Below are 15,474 nucleotides of genomic sequence, written 5' to 3'. Positions count from 1 at the left end.
CGTCGGACGAGGTGGTCCGATGACCGATGCCGACGCCGCCAGCGACGGGAGGATCTTGGACGGCGTCACCGTCCTCGACCTCTCGACGTTCGTCACCGGCGGCTTCTGCTCGGCGATGCTGGCGAACCAGGGCGCGGAGGTCGTCAAGATCGAACAGCCCGGCTACGGCGACGCCGTCCGCCACTCCGGCCCGCCGTTCATCAAGGGCGAGTCCCCGTACTACTGGACGCTGAGCTACGGGAAGAAGAGCCTCGAACTCGACCTGAAGAACGACGACGCCAAGGAGGCGCTGTACGAGCTGGTCGAGGAGGCGGACATCTTCATCCAGAACTTCCGCCCGGGCACCGCCGAGCGCCTCGACGTCGACTACGACACGCTCACCGAACACAATGAGGACCTGATCTACCTCGCCATCTCCGCGTTCGGACAGACCGGCCCGTGGCGCGAGCGCTCCGGCTACGACCTCCTCATCCAAGGGATGAGCGGGATCATGAGCGTCACCGGCGAGGCGGACCGCCAGCCCGTCAAGGTCGGCCTCCCGATGACCGACCTCATCACCGCGATGTGGGCGGCCTTCGGCGCGACGACCGCGCTGTACCGCCGCGAGCGGACCGGCGAGGGCGAGTACATCGACCTCGGGATGCTCGAAGCCACCCTGCCGTGGCTCACCAAGCAGGCCGGCATGGTGTTCGCGGGCGAGGAGACGAAGCGCATGGGGACGAAAGACCCCGTCCTCGCCCCGTACCAGACGTTCGAGACGAAGGACGGGTTCATCAACATCTGTATCCTCAACGAGAAGCTCTGGGGCGAGCTCTGCGAGGCGCTCGACCGACCGGACCTCCCCGAGGACGACCGCTTCGAGCAGAACGCGGACCGGGTGGAACACCTCGACGAGCTGGAAGCCGAAATCGAGGCCACCCTCGCCGACAAGACGACCGACGAGTGGATCGAGGTCATCGCCGAGGACGCCGGCGTTCCGGCCGGCCCCGTCTACAGCGTCGAGGAGGCGCTCAACAGCCCGCAGATCGACGCCCGCGGCACTATCACCGAGATCGAACACCCCGAACTCGGCGAGGTGCCCGTGATCGAGCACCCGCTCAAGTTCCGCAACGCGGAGAGCGGCTTCGAACTCCCGCCGCCGCTGCTCGGCGAGCACAACCGCGAGGTGTTCCGCGAACACGGCTACTCGGAGGCCGAGATCGGCCGCCTCGCGGAGCTGGGCGTGTTCGGCGACGCCGCCGAGGACGGGGACACCGACGACTGATGGCGCCGTCCGCGACCGACTCCACCGGCGTCCGCGTCGGCGGCGTCGGCATGACTCCCTTCGAGAGCGAGACCGAGCGCTCGCTCACCGACCTCGCCGCCACCGCCGCCGAGCGCGCCCTCGCGGACGCCGCGGTCGACCCCGCCGCGGTCGACGCGCTCCACTTCGGCAACGCGCTCGCCGAGGCGCTCGACGAGGGCGCGGGGCTCGCGAACGCCCTCGCGGCCGCGCTCGGTTTCGACGGCGCGTCCGCGGACCGGATCGAGAACACGAGCGCGACCGGCGCGAGCGCGTTTCACCGCGGCGTCGAGACGCTCCGGAGCGGCGACGCCGACGTCGCGCTCGTCGTCGGCGCCGAGAAGATGTCGGCGGCCGACACGCGGACCGTCACCGAGGCGATCAGCCGGCTCGTCCACCGGCGCGAGTACGCGCAGGGGCTCACCCTCCCCTCGTTCGGCGGCCTCGCCGCCGGCGCCTACCTCGACCGCCACGACGCGCCCCGCGAGGCGCTCGCCGCGGTCGCGGCGAAGAACCACGGGAACGCGGTCGACAACCCCGTCGCCCAGTTCCGGAAGTCGATCGACGTCGCCGACGCGCTCGACTCCCCGGTCGTCGCCGCGCCGCTCCGGCTGTACGACTGCTGTCCGATGTCCGACGGCGCCGCCGCCGTCGTCCTGACCCGCGCGGCCGACGACGACCCCACGGACGCTACGGACCCCACCGACGCCACCCTCACTACCGACGCCAGTGACGCCACGGACACCACCGACGCCACCGACGGGAGCGACGCCGACCGCGTCGCTCCCTGCGTCGCCGGCATCGCGAGCGCAACGGGCACCCACGCGGTCGCCGAGCGCCCGGACCCCCTCTCGATCGAGTCGGTCCGGACCGCGGGCGAGCGCGTCTTCGACTGCGCCGGGATCCGGCCCGACGACGTCGACGTGGCCTGTATCCACGACGCGTTCACCGTCCTCGAACTGATCGAACTCGAGGAGCTGGGATTCTACGAGACCGGGACCGCGTGGGAGGCGACACTCGACGGCGACACCGCGCTCGACGGCGAGCTCCCGGTCAACCCCGGTGGCGGGCTCAAGGCCCGCGGCCACCCCCTCGGCGCAACCGGCCTCTCGCAGATCGTCGAACTCGTGTGGCAGCTTCGCGGCGACCTCCCCGCGGGCCGCCGCGTCGACGGCGCGGAGACGGCGTTCGCGATCAACGTCGCCGGGTTCGGGAACAACAGCGTCTGTACGGTGTTGCGCGCGTGACCGACTCCGATTCCCCGGACACCGGCTCCGACCGCCCGGACACCGGCGCCTCCGCGGATCCGGTCACCGACCGACCGGCCGACCGAGATATCCCCGCGGACCGCGCGTTCGCCTGTGACGACTGCGGCCACCGCTGGTACTACGACCGCCGCCGCTGCCCGGCGTGCGGCCACGGCGCCGAGTCGGCCGGAACGGTTCCGCTCGAAACGGGGAGGGTCGTCGCGACGACGACGGTCGAGACTACCCCGCCGGACGTCCGCGCGCCGAACCACCTCGCGCTGGCGCGGTTCGACGATGTCCGACTGATCGCGCAGGCCGTCGACGGCAACCTGGCCCCCGGCGACGCCGTCCGCTTCGAGGGGTCTCACCGGCTCCGCGAGGGCCGCGACCGGACCGATCCGCGGCTCGTCGCGGTCGACGATTCCTGACGACAGCAAACAGGTTCCAAATCCACTTCCGACGCTTCGCCCGCTCGGACCGTTCGGTCTCGTTACCCACTCGGCCCTTCTTACTCGGTCCGTTCGAGCGACTCGAAGATGAACTCGTCCATCGCCTTCCGGGCCTCCTCGGGCGCGTCCTCGTGGCCGAGCGAGATCCGCCGCCCGCGGGCGGCGTGGATGACGTCGGTCACCAACTGGCCCATCCGCTCCGCGTCGACGTCGCGGAAGACGCCCTCCTCTATTCCCTCCTCGACGACCTCGACGATGCTGCCGCGGATGCGATCGTAGTGTTCGTTGAACACCTCGCGGTGCTCGCCGTCGTTTTGCGCGTACGTGTACAGCTCGTGGTACACCTTCATCCGGTCCCAGTGGCTGAACTCCTCGAACTCGGGGCCGAACAGGCACTGGTCGACGCGGGCGCGGAGCTCCGTCCGCGGGTCCGCATCCCCGTCGACGACCACGCTCCCCTCGTACTGGTCGATGATGTGTTCGAGGAACGAGGACATCAGGTCGTACTTCCCGTCGAAGTGGTAGTGGATGACCTGCCGCGTGAGGTCCATCTCCTCGCCGATGTCGCGCATCCGGAGGTCCTTGTACCCGTGCTTGCTCAGCGCGCGGAACGTCGCCTCCATGATCACCTCTTTCGTGTCCTTCGAGGAGACCGTCTCCTCGCCGGACTCGTCCGAGGGATCGTCCGCCGGAGGGTCCCGATCGGACCCGTCGGCGCCGGCGTCGCTCCGGGACTCGACGGAGTCGCCCGCCGGTCCGCCCTGTGATTCGCTCATACTCACACTCTACGGGTGAGGTACATAATACGATTGCCTCTCGCTAGTTTACCGTCCGGTAAAGTTTTAACCTCTTGGTCAAACCCTATTATCGAACATGACACAGACGATCGTGCGAAACGGGACCGTGGTCTCGCTGGACCCGGACGTGGGGGAGTTCGACGAGGCCGACGTCCTGATCGAAGACGGGGAGATAGTCGAGGTCGGCACCGGACTGTCGGCGTCGAACGCGGAGGAGATCGACGCCGCCGGGAAGATCGTCGTCCCCGGCTTCGTCGACTCGCACATCCACCTCGCGCAGACGCAGGTCCGCGGCATCGCCGGCGACTGGTCGCTGATGAACGAGTACTTCGACCACATGCTCGGCAACATCACCGGGCTCTATCAGCCCGAGGACATGTACCTCGGCGGCCTCTTCGGCGCCTTCGAGAAGCTCCACACCGGCACGACGACCGCCCTCGACTGGTCGTACCCGAACACGCTCGAACACGGCGAACGCGCGGTCGACGCGCTCAAAGACACCGGCCTGCGCGCGGTGTACACCTACGGCCCGCCGGGCGACGACTCGGCGAAGTGGTGGTACGAGAGCGACGTGGGCCTCCCCGAGGAGAACATCCGCACCCTCCACGAGGAGAAGATCCGCGACGACAACCTGCTCAGCCTCGCGCTCGGGCTCCGCGGCCCCGACTTCTGTACCGACGAGACCGCCCGCGGCGACCTCGAACTCGCCCGCGACCTCGGCGTCCTCTCGACGATCCACATGGGCGCGGCGCTGTGGCCGTCCTCGGAGTACGGCGGCGACTACCAGGGCTTCGGCTGTATCGAGGACATGCTCGGCCCCGATGTCAACGTCGCCCACGGGAACCACTTCTCGCAGGAGGACATCGACCACGCCGTCGAACAGGGCGTCTCCTTCTCGTCGACGCCGGAGGTCGAGATGCAGATGGGCCACGGCATCCCCGTCACCGGGAAGGTGCTCGAAGCGGGCGGCCGCCCGACGTGGGGCGTGGACGTCTGCTCGAACGTCAGCGGCGACATGGGGAGTCAGATGCGGATCGGGATGCAGCTCCAGCGCATGTTCGACAACCAGAAGGTCCTCGAAGGCGACGAGGAGGTCACCGAGGTCAGCATCTCCGCGCGCGACACCCTGGAGATGGCTACGATCGAGGGCGCGAAGGCGCTCGGGCTGGACGACGAGATCGGCACCATCACGCCCGGCAAGCGCGCCGACCTCGTCCTGTTCGACGCCGACGACTTCATGACCGCGCCGTCGCACTCGCCGATCCAGACGGTCGTGTTCCAGGCCGACCCCTCGCACATCGACACCGTCCTCGTCGACGGCGAGGTCGTCAAGCGCGACGGCGAGCTGACGAACCCGAAGGTCCACGAGGAGTTCGACCGCTTCGTCGCCTCCGGCGAGCGCCTCCTCGACGAGGCCGGCATCGACCTGTAACGCCTCGACTCACCTCTCTCACCCCACTTCACTCACTCTCACATGCGCATCGGACAATACCGCACGACGGACGAACAGACACCGTGGGCCGGCGTCGCCACCGACGACGGCGTCGTCGACCTCGCCGAGGCCGGCGCCGCCGCCGGCGTCCACGTACCGAGCCGGACCAGCGACCTCCTCGCCGACTGGGAGTGGCGCCGCAAGGTCGACCTCGCGGTCGAACGCGCCGCCGAGACGGGCACCGGCGTCCGCGACCCGGCCGACCTCGACCGCGCCGCGCCCGTCGACGACCCGCAGAAGGTCGTCTGCGTCGGGCTGAACTACCGCGACCACGCCGAGGAGGGCGACAACGAGATCCCGGACGAGCCGGTCCTCTTCTCGAAGTTCCCGACCTCGGTCGTCGGCCCCGACGACCCGGTCCGCTGGGACCCCGAGTACACCGAGAAGGTCGACTACGAGGCCGAGCTGGTCGCCGTCATCGGCGAGCGCGCCCGCCGCGTCGACCCCGAGGACGCCCTCGACCACGTCGCTGGCTTCACCGTCGGCAACGACGTGTCCGCGCGCGACCTCCAGCACGGCGACGGCCAGTGGGTCCGGGGCAAGAGCCTCGACACGTTCGCGCCGACCGGCCCCGACCTCGTCACGACTGACGAGGTGGGCGACCCCCACGACCTCGACATCTTCGCCGAGATCAACGGCGAGCGCCTCCAGGAGTCCTCGACCGAGCACCTGATCTTCGGCGTCGACGAGCTGATCTCGTTCTGTAGTCAGGCGTTCACGCTCGAACCGGGCGACCTCGTCTTCACCGGCACGCCGCCCGGCGTCGGCGTCTACCGCGACCCTCCGGTGCTGCTCGGGGACGGCGACAGCGTCACGATCGGCGTCGAGGGCGTCGGCGAACTGACGAGCGAGTTCGAGACGGAGTAGCGCCCGACTCGACCACCGCCCCGAACCCGGCTACGGTTGGACCTGATCGAGCGGCCGGATCAGGACCTCGTTGATGTCGACTCGCTGCGGCTGCGTGACGACGAACGCGATGGTTCGGGCGACGTCCTCCGGCGCGAGCGCGTCCATCGAGCCGACGTACTCCTTGACGCCCGCCCGGAGCTCCTCGTCGGGGATGTGATCGAGGAGTTCGGTGTCGACCGCGCCCGGCTCGATGGTCGCGACCCGGACCCCCGACTCGGCCACGTCGAGCCGCAGCGAGTCGCCGAACATCTTCACGCCGGCCTTCGCCGCGTTGTAGTGCGAGCTGTTCTCCTGTAGGAACCGCCCCACGACCGACGAGAGGTTGACGACGTGACCGCTCCCCTGCTCCAGCATCGTCGGGACGACCGCGTGCGTGAGCGTGATGAGTCCCGTGAGGTTCACATCGATAGTCTGCTGAAGGGTCTCCCGGTCGGCCTCCCCGATGTGCGCGAGCGGCATGACGCCCGCGTTGTTCACGAGCACGTCGATCCGCCCGTACTCGTCGAGCGTCGCGTCGACCAAGCGGTCGATGTCGTCGTCGTCCGTGATGTCCGTCGGGACGACGAGCGCCTCCCCGCCGTCGTCCTCGATCCCTTCCGCGACCGCTTCGAGGTCGCCCTCGCGCCGCGCGGCGAGAACGGTGTCCGCGCCGCGCGCCGCGAGCGCTTCGGCGGTCGCCCTGCCGATGCCGGACGACGCGCCGGTCACGATCGCTACCTGTCCGTCGAGTTCCGTGCCGAATTCCGCTGACATCGACCGGACGTACGCCCCCCTCGGGCTTCGCGGTTGTCCTATACTGATACTGTGGTTAAATACCGGCGTCGCGTCGGGTCACTCCGTCGACGCCGGGCCGTACTCCTCGTCGGTGACGTGCGCTCCCCACGCGACCGCCGTCCCGTCCCGCTCCTCCTGAACGGCGATATGGGTCATCGCGTTCTCGGGCGTCGCGCCGTGCCAGTGCCTCTCGCCCGGCGGAAACCACACCACGTCTCCGGCTCGGACCTCCCTGATCGGCCCGCCCTCCCGCTGTACGAGCCCCCTGCCGTCCGTGACGACGAGCTGCTGGCCGAGTGGGTGCGTGTGCCACGCGGTGCGAGCGCCCGGCTCGAACGTGACGCTCGCCGCGGCCGCCCGGGCGTCGTCTTGCGCGTCGAACAGCGGGTCGATCCGTACGTCTCCGGTGAAGTACTCCTCGGGCCCGTCGACGGACGGGCGCGAAGCGGTTTCGGTGATCTCCATGTCTCGTCCCCGCCGAGCGCTTAGAGGGCTCGTCTCTTGGCTCCGATGCTATCAGGAAAGGCCGATTAAGTACGTGGCCACCGCGAACGGCCGAAACTCGTCCCGCGTCCGGAACGGGTGCCGTGGCCTCTGTCACTCATAAACGACCTTTACAGATAGCGTCTACCTTGGGTTCTCGCGTCCCGTCTCTCCGGTCGATGACAACTCGCAGCGACAGACGCGGTTCGGCCGGCAGCACGGGCGACGTCGACACCGCCGTCGTGACGGGCGCGAACAGCGGCCTCGGCTTCGAGGTGACGAAGGCACTCGCCGACCGGGGCGCACACGTGGTGATGGCGTGTCGGAGCACCGAGCGCGGCGAGGACGCGAAGCGGGAGATCGAGTCCGAGCTCGCCGACCCGTCGCTGACGGTCCGCGAGCTCGACCTCGCGGACCTCGACTCCGTCGCGGCGTTCGCCGACCGGGTCGCGTCGACGCACGACGACCTCGACGTGCTCTGTAACAACGCCGGCGTGATGGCGATCCCCCGGAAGGAGACGGCCGACGGCTTCGAGTACCAGTTCGGCGTGAACCACCTCGGTCACTTCGCGCTCACCGGTCGCCTCCTCCCCGCCCTGCGCGGGTCCGGTGAGTCGCGCGTCGTCACGCAGAGCAGCGTCGCACACAGGAACGGCGAGATCGACTTCGACGACCTCCACGGAGAGGACGCCTACTCACCGTGGGGAGCGTACGGACAGTCGAAGCTCGCGAACGTCCTGTTCGGCTACGAACTCGACCGCCGACTCCCGGACGACGCGAACGTCGAGAGCGTCGTCTGCCACCCGGGATGGGCCGCGACGAACCTCCAGTTCCGCGGCCCCCGGGAGTCCGGCTCGCGGCTCCGGCTGTGGGCGATGAAACTCGCGAACGCGGTGATCGCTCAAAGCGCCGAGCGAGGGGCGCTGCCGATGATCCGCGCCGCGACCGACCCCGAGATCGAGAGCGGCGAGTTCGTCGGCCCCGACGGCTTCCGGAACATGCGCGGCGCGCCCGTGGTCCAGGAGTCCAGCCCCGAGTCGTACGACGAGGGCGTCGCCCGCCGGCTCTGGGAGGTCTCGCGCGAACTCACGGGCGTCTCGTACGACCTGCTGACCCCGAATTAACGATCCCGCGACGCGGGGACGCCCGGGCCGTTACCGCGTCCCCGTCGCTCGGTCGCCGTCCACGTCGAGCGACGAGGTGAGTATCCGACGCTCGCCGCGTCGGAGGAGACCGGACAGGGACGGCTGCGAGATGTCCAGTTCCTCGGCGAGCTCCGCGGCGGTGATCCGACGCGGGCTCTCGTAGTACCCCCGAGCGACGGCGAGCTCCAACGCCTCCCGTTGCCGGTCCGTGAGCTCGCCTTCGGCCGCGCCGTCCAGCCCGGCCTGATCGGACGTGATGGAGATCAGGTCGAGCGAAATTCCGTGATCCTCGAAGGTCTCCTTGAAGTCGTGAAACGTCTCGTAATCTTTGAACTCCTTCGTCTCGCGCCATCCGTCCGCCGTGATGGTCGTCGACTCCATCTTCGCGCCGTCGAACCGTTCGGGGTCGAAGGCCGGCGCGATCGAGTCGTCGAGCTCGACGGTGAGCTTGAACGCCGCCTCGCCGTCCCGCACCCCGAGCGGCGTCACCGAGACGACTTCGTCGAGCGCTCCGAGGTCCTCTTCGGTCACGTCGTGTTCCGCTCCGATCTCGACGTGGAACACCCGCGCGTCGGGTTCGAGACAGAGGGCATGGGTACACTCTATCGCGTCCGGCGGGAGCGTCGCCGGGACGTCGACGAGCGGGAGGGCGGACGAACGAAGTCGAAATTCCGTCCTGACTGTCACGATCCGGCGCTACGCCCCTCGTACAGTTAACTGTACGGACGGGACGCTGAGCGACGCCGGGGGCGGGCGGGGCTACGCGGCCAGCCCGAACACGTCCCGCGGGTTCTCGTACACGACGGTCCGGATGTCGTCGACGTCGATGCCGTAGCGGTACAGTTCGAACATCGCGCGCTTCACCGCGTACGGGTCCGTGCGCAGCACGTTCGCGGTGTCGGTGTCGATCATGATCCGCTCGGGCCCGTACTCGTCGATGGCGTCCGCCACGTCGGCGGCGTCGACGCCGACGAGCCACGAGTGCCCGATGGTGTAGCTCAGGTAGCAGTCCGTCTCGGTCATGAGGTACTCCGTGTTGTTCGCGTCCGCGTGCGAGGCGACGACGCGCTCCTCGGCGAGGCCGGCGTCGCGCGCGGCCGCGACGTCTCGCTTCACCGCCTCCAGCGCCGGGTTCTCGCCGTCGAGGACCGGCTCCGTCCCGAGGCCGGCGTTCTTCTCGTAGCCGGGCGTCACGCCGAGGTCGTCGCGGTACTCCCGCTTCGCGTCGGGCGTCGTGTTCGGCGTGTGGAGGAGGACCGGGAGGTCGTGGTCGGCGGCCAGCGCCATCTGCGCCTCGACGACCGCCTGCTGTTCGTCGAGGTCCCAGCGCTCGACGTGCTGGCTCGGGGTCACGCCGGTCTCGCCGATGGCGACGACCTCGTCGAGCGCGCAGTAGTCGTCCATCGCGTCGAGCAGTTCGTCCGGGTTCTCGATCCGGACGCCGGTGTGGACGCCGAGGCTCAGCTTCGCCTCGAAGAAGTGGTTGCGCTCGATGGCGCGGCGGCGGTTGATCGCGTCGTCCCAGAGGAACCGGATGTCGCTCGCCTCCACGGGCTTGTAGGGCGTCCAGTGGTACCCCGAGGACACCAATACCATCGAGCGACAGCCGGCGAGCGCGTACCGCTCGCGGTCCTCCCACGAGAGCGTGTGCGCGTGGTTGTGCGGGTCGATCCACGGGAGGTTCAGCAGTTCCGTCGGGAGGTCGGCCGCCGACTCGTCGAGGTGGTCGGCGTCGGTCGGGCGAACGGTGGCGCGTGGCGCGGTCATGCCTCCACCGTCGTCCCCCGGCCACTTAGCGTTTTACAGGTTGGTAAAAACTTAATAGCCGCCCGACTGACTCACGGATATGACACTGTTGATCGGGACAGACTCCGGGCTGTACCGAGCCGACGACGTCCCCTTCGAGCGCGACGAGCTCGACCCCATCCTCGACTGCGGGGTCGTCACGGCCGTGAAGTCGTGGGACCACACCGAGGGCGTGTTCGTCGCCTCCTCGACGGGCGCGTACCGCTCGCTCGACGGCGGGGAGACGTGGACCGACCTCGAAGTGCCGCTCGGCGACCGGTTCTGGCACGCCGGGACCAGCGAGGTGTGGTCGATCCTCGCGACCGCGGACGGCGCGCTGTACGCCGGCACCAACGACCCGTACGTCTTCCGCTCGGTCGACGGCGGGGAGACGTGGACCGAGCAGAAGGGCTTCCGAGAGCTGCCCTCCCGCGGGCACTGGGAGTCGCCGATCGACCCGCACTACGCCCGCCTCCGCGCGCTGGAGGCGGTGCCCGGCCGTCCCGAGCATCTGATCGCGGGCGTCGAGGCCGGCGGGATCCACGTCAGCCGCGACGGCGGCCGGACGTGGACGGACCACCGGGACGCCATCGTCGACGACGTCCACCAGGTCCTCCCGATCTCCGAGGACGTGTGGCTGGCCACGACCGGCTACCTCGACCACGACTTGGAGAACCTCGGCCTCGGCCACGCGGTCGGTGAGGGGGGCCTGTGGCGGACGACCGACGCCGGCGAGTCGTGGGACCGCCTCGACGTCGGCAGCGACTTCTCGTACATCCGCCGCGTGTTCGTCCACGACGGCCGGGTGATCTTCTGCGGCGGCGAGGAGGCGCCGCCGGCGTGGGTGAACGACGACCACGAGGTCGCCTTGTTCGAGTCGACCAACTTCGGCCGCGACTTCGAGCGCGTCTCCTTCCCCGGCGAGCCCCACGAGATCATCGAGACGTGGGCGGTCCACGACGGCGACGTGGTCTGCGGCTCCGGCCTGTTCGACGTGCCCGACGAGCGCGACGACGTGGAGGGCCGGATCATGCGGCGCCTCGACGGCGAGGGCGACGAGGGGCCGACCTACGAGACGGTCGGTCGCGTCGACGCGAACGTCAGCCGGATCGAGGTGGTCTGAATGGCGGACAACTCTGAAACACAGTCCGAGGCCGACGGCGGATCCGGGCGCGACGCCCCCTCGCTGCTCGGCCGCTCGCTGTACGGCGGCGTCCTCGCGTACATGGCCGTCGACGGCTTCAAGAACAACGACAAGCGGGTCGCCGTCGCCGAGGAGAAGGGCGTGCCGATGCCCGACGTGCTGGTCCCGTTCGTCACCGGAATGCTGCTGGTCGCCAACCTCGGTATCGTCCTCTGGCGGCTCCCGCGGGCGGCCGCGGGCGCGCTCGTCGTCTTCTTCCTCGGGACGACGCCCGCCATCCACGACTTCTGGACGATGGAGGGCAAAGAGCGGCAGGGCAACAAGATCAACTTCTTGAAGAACCTCGCGCTGCTGGGCGGCGCCCTCGTCTTCCTCGACGCCGCGAGCGGGAGCGACGAGGCGAGCGCCCCCTCGACCGAGTCCGACGAGACGTAACCGGTGACCGAGCGCGACGAGACCTAGCCGGTCCCGCGTTTCGGGTCCGTCCGGCGTCGACGCTCCGGATCGGGGATGTCTGACGCAGTTCTTAAGTGAGAGCGGCGAGGACCCTACCGTAATTCCCCGAACGGGCGTCGAGCGCACGGATCGAACGGCGTCGCGAGACGATCGCGGTGTTCGGGTCAACCACACACGGACTGGAGGTCAGGATGGGACTGCTCACGAATCTCAGAGACAGCATATCGCGGGTCACGGACGGCCTGTTCGCGGCCGACGAGCCCAAGCGGATCGGGATCTACGGACCGCCGAACGCCGGCAAAACGACCCTCGCAAACCGGATCGCACGCGACTGGACGGGTGACGCCGTCGGGCCCGAGAGCCACATCCCCCACGAGACTCGCCGGGCCCGCCGGAAGGAGAACGTGGAGATCGAGCGCAACGGGCGCAAGGTCACCATCGACATCGTCGACACCCCCGGGGTGACGACGAAGGTCGACTACAAGGAGTTCTTAGACCACGACATGGAGAAGGACGACGCCGTCCGCCGGTCGCGCGAGGCGACCGAGGGCGTCGCGGAGGCGATGCACTGGCTCCGCGAGGACGTCGACGGCGTCATCTACGTGCTCGACTCCACCACCGACCCGTTCACGCAGGTGAACACGATGCTGATCGGGATCATCGAGTCGCAGGACCTGCCGGCGCTCATCCTCGCGAACAAGACGGACCTGGAGGGGTCGGACGTCCAGCAGATCGCGAACGCCTTCCCGCAACACGAGACGATTCCGCTGTCCGCGCTGGAGGGCGACAACATGGACGAAGTGTACACCAAGATCGCGGAGTACTTCGGCTAATGGCCGGTCCGAAAGCCAACGTCGACGCCGCGGACGACCCGGACGACGGCGACGACGGCGTCCGGATCGACATGATAAGCGGCGCGCGGATGGAGGGGCTCACCGGGATGGAGAAGATCCGGCTCATCCTCGACGGCGTCCGCGACGGCAACATCGTCATCCTCGAGGAGGGGCTCTCCCCGGACGAGGAGTCGAAGCTCATCGAGGTGACGATGACCGAGATCAGCCCCGACGACTTCACCGGCATCGAGATAGAGACGTACCCGAAGGCCGAGGCGGGCGACCAGAGCTTCCTCGACAAGCTGATGGGCCGCGAGTCGACCCAGAAGCTCACCGTCATCGGCCCGGCGAACCGCATCGAGACCCTCCACAAAGACGAGAACCTCATCAGCACGCTCGTCTCCCGCAAGTAGATGCCCCACCAGTGTACCTCCTGCGGGCGGACGTTCCCCGACGGCTCCAAGGAGATGCTGTCGGGCTGTCCCGACTGCGGCGGGAACAAGTTCCAGTTCAAGCCCGCCGGGGCCGCGGACGACGCCGGCGCCGACGAGGGCGGCCGGACGTCCGAGTCCGCTCCCGACCCCTCCGACCGGACGGCCCCGAGCCCGGACGACTCGCCGGCGCCGACTACCGACGAGCCCGCGGCCGACCGCCGTCCCACCGAGCCCGCGGACGCGGCGCCGAGCGACGCCTCCGCGAGCGTCGACGCCGCGGGCGAGTCCGACGGCACCGAACAGATCGCCGACCGGAGCGACGAGGACACCGCGCAGGCGAGCGCCCGCTCGGAGGTGGTGTCGCCGGACGAACTCGACCGCGCGAGCCGCGACGTCGAGCCCGCGGAGACGCCGGCGGCGGAGGAGCCCCAGCCCGGCATCGACGCGCTCCGCGACGAACTGAACGACCAGTTCGAGAGCATCCGCATCGTCAGCCCCGGGCAGTACGAGCTCAACCTGATGGAGCTGTACGACAGACAGGAGTACATCATCTCCCTCCAGGAGGACGGCCGGTACGTCATCGAGATGCCCGACGCGTGGGGCATCCAGGACGAGTAGCGTTCTCCGTCCCGACCCTGCGGTCCCCGCCCCCGCAGGCCCCGGACCCCGACCCCGCGGCCCCCGACTCCCCGGTCCCTCGGTACCGCAATCCCTCGGTTCCGCAGTCCCTCAGTTCCGCAGTCCCTCGGTTCCGCGGTCGCCGCGCCGCGTTCCGCGACCGCTCCTCCAGTCGCTCGACGCCGTCCGGATCTCCGGTGATCGTTCGTTTCGATTTCTCGGCGTCTCCCCCGTCTTTTCGTGCGGTTCTGCGATTCGGGCGACCCTTGTCGAAGAGGATACTGTTATCCGGCTTCCTCCGCTACCCAGTGGCATGTTTACCGATCGCCGCCGACCGGGCCGGGACTCCGGCTCCGGTTCGGGCCGCGTCGTCCCGCTCGCTCGCCGCCGACCGCACCCCCGACACCGAGCGCCTCGCGCTCCCGACGAGGTAGCCGCATGCGCGTAGTCGCGAAGTTCGGCGGCACGAGCCTCGGGAGCGGCGACCGGATCGAGCGCGCGGCCGACTCGGTCGCGAGCGCGGTCGCCGCCGGCCACGAGATCGCGGTCGTCGCGAGCGCGATGGGGTCGACCACCGACGACCTCCTCGACGACATCACCTTCGAGACGGACGACGCCGACCGCGCCGAGATCGTCTCGATGGGCGAGCGCACCAGCGTCCGGATGCTGAAGGCCGCGCTGTCGGTTCGAGACGTCAACGCCGTCTTCCTCGAACCGGGCCACCCGGACTGGCCGGTCATCACGGACGAGCTCGGCGAGGTCGACGTGGCGGAGACGAAGAAGCGCGCGCGGAAGGTCGCCGCCGACATGGACGGCGTCGTCCCGATCATCACCGGGTTCCTCGCCGAGGACCACGACGGCAACGTCACCACGCTCGGGCGCGGCGGGTCGGACACGACCGCGGTGATGCTCGGCAACTACATGGACGCCGACGAGGTCGTGATCGTCACCGACGTGGAGGGCGTGATGACGGGCGACCCGCGCGTCGTCGAGGGCGCGCGCAACGTCGGGCAGATCACCGTCGACGAGCTGCGAAACCTCTCGTTCCGCGGCGCCGAGGTCGTCGCGCCGTCCGCGCTCTCGTACAAGGACGAGGACCTCGCCGTCCGGGTCGTCCACTACCAGCACGGCGACCTCCTCCGGGGCGGTACCCGGATCGAGGGCGAGTTCGAGAGCCTGATCGACATGCGCGAGGAGCCGCTGGCGTGTCTCACCATCGCCGGCCGGGCGATCCGCAACCGACCCGGGATCCTCTCGGAGCTTTCGAACGCGCTCCGCGCCGAGGAGATCAACATCGACGCCGTCGCCTCCGGCATGGACTCGGTCACCTTCTACGTCGACGTCGAGGTCGCCGAGACCGCCGAGGCGCTGCTCCACGAGGCGGTCGTCACCGACGAGGCGCTCTCCTCGGTCACCGTCGCCGACCCCATCGCCGTGATCCGCGTCACGGGCGGCGAGCTCCCCAACCAGTCGGGCGTCATCCAGGACATCATCGCGCCCATCGCGGACGCCGGGATCAACATCATCGACCTGATCACCAGCGCCACCTCCGTCGCGGTGTTCGTCGACTGGGACGACCGCGAGGAGGCGCTCGAAATCGTCCAAGGGCGGTTCGACTGACCGGAT

17 protein-coding genes are annotated in these 15,474 nt (G+C 69.3%); 12 read left to right on the top strand and 5 right to left on the bottom strand.

Annotation, left to right across the window (positions count from 1 at the left end; genetic code table 11):
- The first annotated feature begins 19 nt into the window (after positions 1-19).
- From DVK05_RS10985 to DVK05_RS10975, 3 genes are all read left to right on the top strand, one after another.
- Positions 20-1,264, top strand: coding sequence for a CaiB/BaiF CoA-transferase family protein (locus DVK05_RS10985; RefSeq protein ID WP_121563383.1), 1,245 nt, complete (start codon positions 20-22; stop codon positions 1,262-1,264).
- Entirely contained in the window at positions 1,264-2,529 is a 1,266-nt protein-coding gene (locus DVK05_RS10980) for a beta-ketoacyl synthase N-terminal-like domain-containing protein (RefSeq protein ID WP_121563382.1), read from the top strand. The genes DVK05_RS10985 and DVK05_RS10980 overlap by 1 nt, the downstream gene beginning before the upstream one ends.
- An 89-nt stretch (positions 2,530-2,618) precedes the next feature.
- Positions 2,619-2,957 (top strand): hypothetical protein, encoded by a 339-nt coding sequence (locus tag DVK05_RS10975; protein WP_121563407.1) that lies wholly within the window; start codon positions 2,619-2,621, stop codon positions 2,955-2,957.
- 80 nt (positions 2,958-3,037) lie between these two features.
- Here the strand turns inward: DVK05_RS10975 and DVK05_RS10970 are convergent, their stop codons facing one another.
- A complete protein-coding gene (locus DVK05_RS10970; protein ID WP_121563381.1) occupies positions 3,038-3,754 on the bottom strand; it encodes a TetR/AcrR family transcriptional regulator in 717 nt (238 codons plus the stop codon).
- A 97-nt stretch (positions 3,755-3,851) separates the two neighbouring features.
- Between DVK05_RS10970 and DVK05_RS10965 the strand changes: the two genes are divergently transcribed.
- Both DVK05_RS10965 and DVK05_RS10960 read left to right on the top strand, forming a co-directional pair.
- Positions 3,852-5,207 (top strand): amidohydrolase family protein, encoded by a 1,356-nt coding sequence (locus tag DVK05_RS10965; RefSeq protein ID WP_121563380.1) that lies wholly within the window; start codon positions 3,852-3,854, stop codon positions 5,205-5,207.
- Positions 5,208-5,249: 42 nt separating this feature from the next.
- Positions 5,250-6,134 (top strand): fumarylacetoacetate hydrolase family protein, encoded by an 885-nt coding sequence (locus tag DVK05_RS10960; RefSeq protein WP_121563379.1) that lies wholly within the window; start codon positions 5,250-5,252, stop codon positions 6,132-6,134.
- 30 nt (positions 6,135-6,164) lie between these two features.
- Here the strand turns inward: DVK05_RS10960 and DVK05_RS10955 are convergent, their stop codons facing one another.
- Positions 6,165-6,929, bottom strand: coding sequence for an SDR family oxidoreductase (locus tag DVK05_RS10955; RefSeq protein WP_121563378.1), 765 nt, complete (start codon positions 6,927-6,929; stop codon positions 6,165-6,167).
- Positions 6,930-7,007: 78 nt separating this feature from the next.
- Positions 7,008-7,415, bottom strand: coding sequence for a cupin domain-containing protein (locus DVK05_RS10950; protein ID WP_121563377.1), 408 nt, complete (start codon positions 7,413-7,415; stop codon positions 7,008-7,010).
- Positions 7,416-7,612: 197 nt separating this feature from the next.
- Between DVK05_RS10950 and DVK05_RS10945 the strand changes: the two genes are divergently transcribed.
- Positions 7,613-8,557, top strand: coding sequence for an oxidoreductase (locus DVK05_RS10945; RefSeq protein ID WP_121563376.1), 945 nt, complete (start codon positions 7,613-7,615; stop codon positions 8,555-8,557).
- Positions 8,558-8,587: 30 nt separating this feature from the next.
- Here DVK05_RS10945 and DVK05_RS10940 read toward each other — a convergent pair whose 3' ends face one another.
- Both DVK05_RS10940 and DVK05_RS10935 read right to left on the bottom strand, forming a co-directional pair.
- Positions 8,588-9,265 (bottom strand): helix-turn-helix domain-containing protein, encoded by a 678-nt coding sequence (locus DVK05_RS10940; RefSeq protein WP_121563375.1) that lies wholly within the window; start codon positions 9,263-9,265, stop codon positions 8,588-8,590.
- A 72-nt stretch (positions 9,266-9,337) separates the two neighbouring features.
- Positions 9,338-10,345 (bottom strand): TatD family hydrolase, encoded by a 1,008-nt coding sequence (locus DVK05_RS10935; protein WP_121563374.1) that lies wholly within the window; start codon positions 10,343-10,345, stop codon positions 9,338-9,340.
- Between the two features lie 79 nt (positions 10,346-10,424).
- Here DVK05_RS10935 and DVK05_RS10930 point away from each other — a divergent pair, with 79 nt between their 5' ends.
- From DVK05_RS10930 to DVK05_RS10905, 6 genes are all read left to right on the top strand, one after another.
- Positions 10,425-11,486 (top strand): sialidase family protein, encoded by a 1,062-nt coding sequence (locus DVK05_RS10930; protein WP_121563373.1) that lies wholly within the window; start codon positions 10,425-10,427, stop codon positions 11,484-11,486.
- The gene (locus DVK05_RS10925) at positions 11,487-11,942 is read left to right on the top strand and encodes a DoxX family protein (protein ID WP_121563372.1); all 456 of its coding nucleotides are present in this window, start codon (positions 11,487-11,489) and stop codon (positions 11,940-11,942) included.
- A gap of 212 nt (positions 11,943-12,154) precedes the next feature.
- A complete protein-coding gene (locus DVK05_RS10920; RefSeq protein ID WP_006114713.1) occupies positions 12,155-12,796 on the top strand; it encodes an Era-like GTP-binding protein in 642 nt (213 codons plus the stop codon).
- A complete protein-coding gene (locus DVK05_RS10915; protein WP_121563371.1) occupies positions 12,796-13,209 on the top strand; it encodes a DUF2073 domain-containing protein in 414 nt (137 codons plus the stop codon). The genes DVK05_RS10920 and DVK05_RS10915 overlap by 1 nt, the downstream gene beginning before the upstream one ends.
- Positions 13,210-13,848, top strand: coding sequence for a Zn-ribbon containing protein (locus DVK05_RS10910; RefSeq protein WP_121563370.1), 639 nt, complete (start codon positions 13,210-13,212; stop codon positions 13,846-13,848).
- Between the two features lie 438 nt (positions 13,849-14,286).
- Entirely contained in the window at positions 14,287-15,468 is a 1,182-nt protein-coding gene (locus DVK05_RS10905; protein ID WP_121563369.1) for an aspartate kinase, read from the top strand.
- Positions 15,469-15,474 lie beyond the last annotated feature (6 nt).

It is taken from the genome of Halorubrum sp. Atlit-8R (genome assembly GCF_003666025.1).
In the GTDB taxonomy this organism is placed as follows: Archaea; Halobacteriota; Halobacteria; order Halobacteriales; family Haloferacaceae; genus Halorubrum; species Halorubrum salinarum.
The sequence above is the reverse complement of the archived record's forward strand: the minus strand, read 5'-3'. Positions and strand labels throughout refer to the sequence as shown.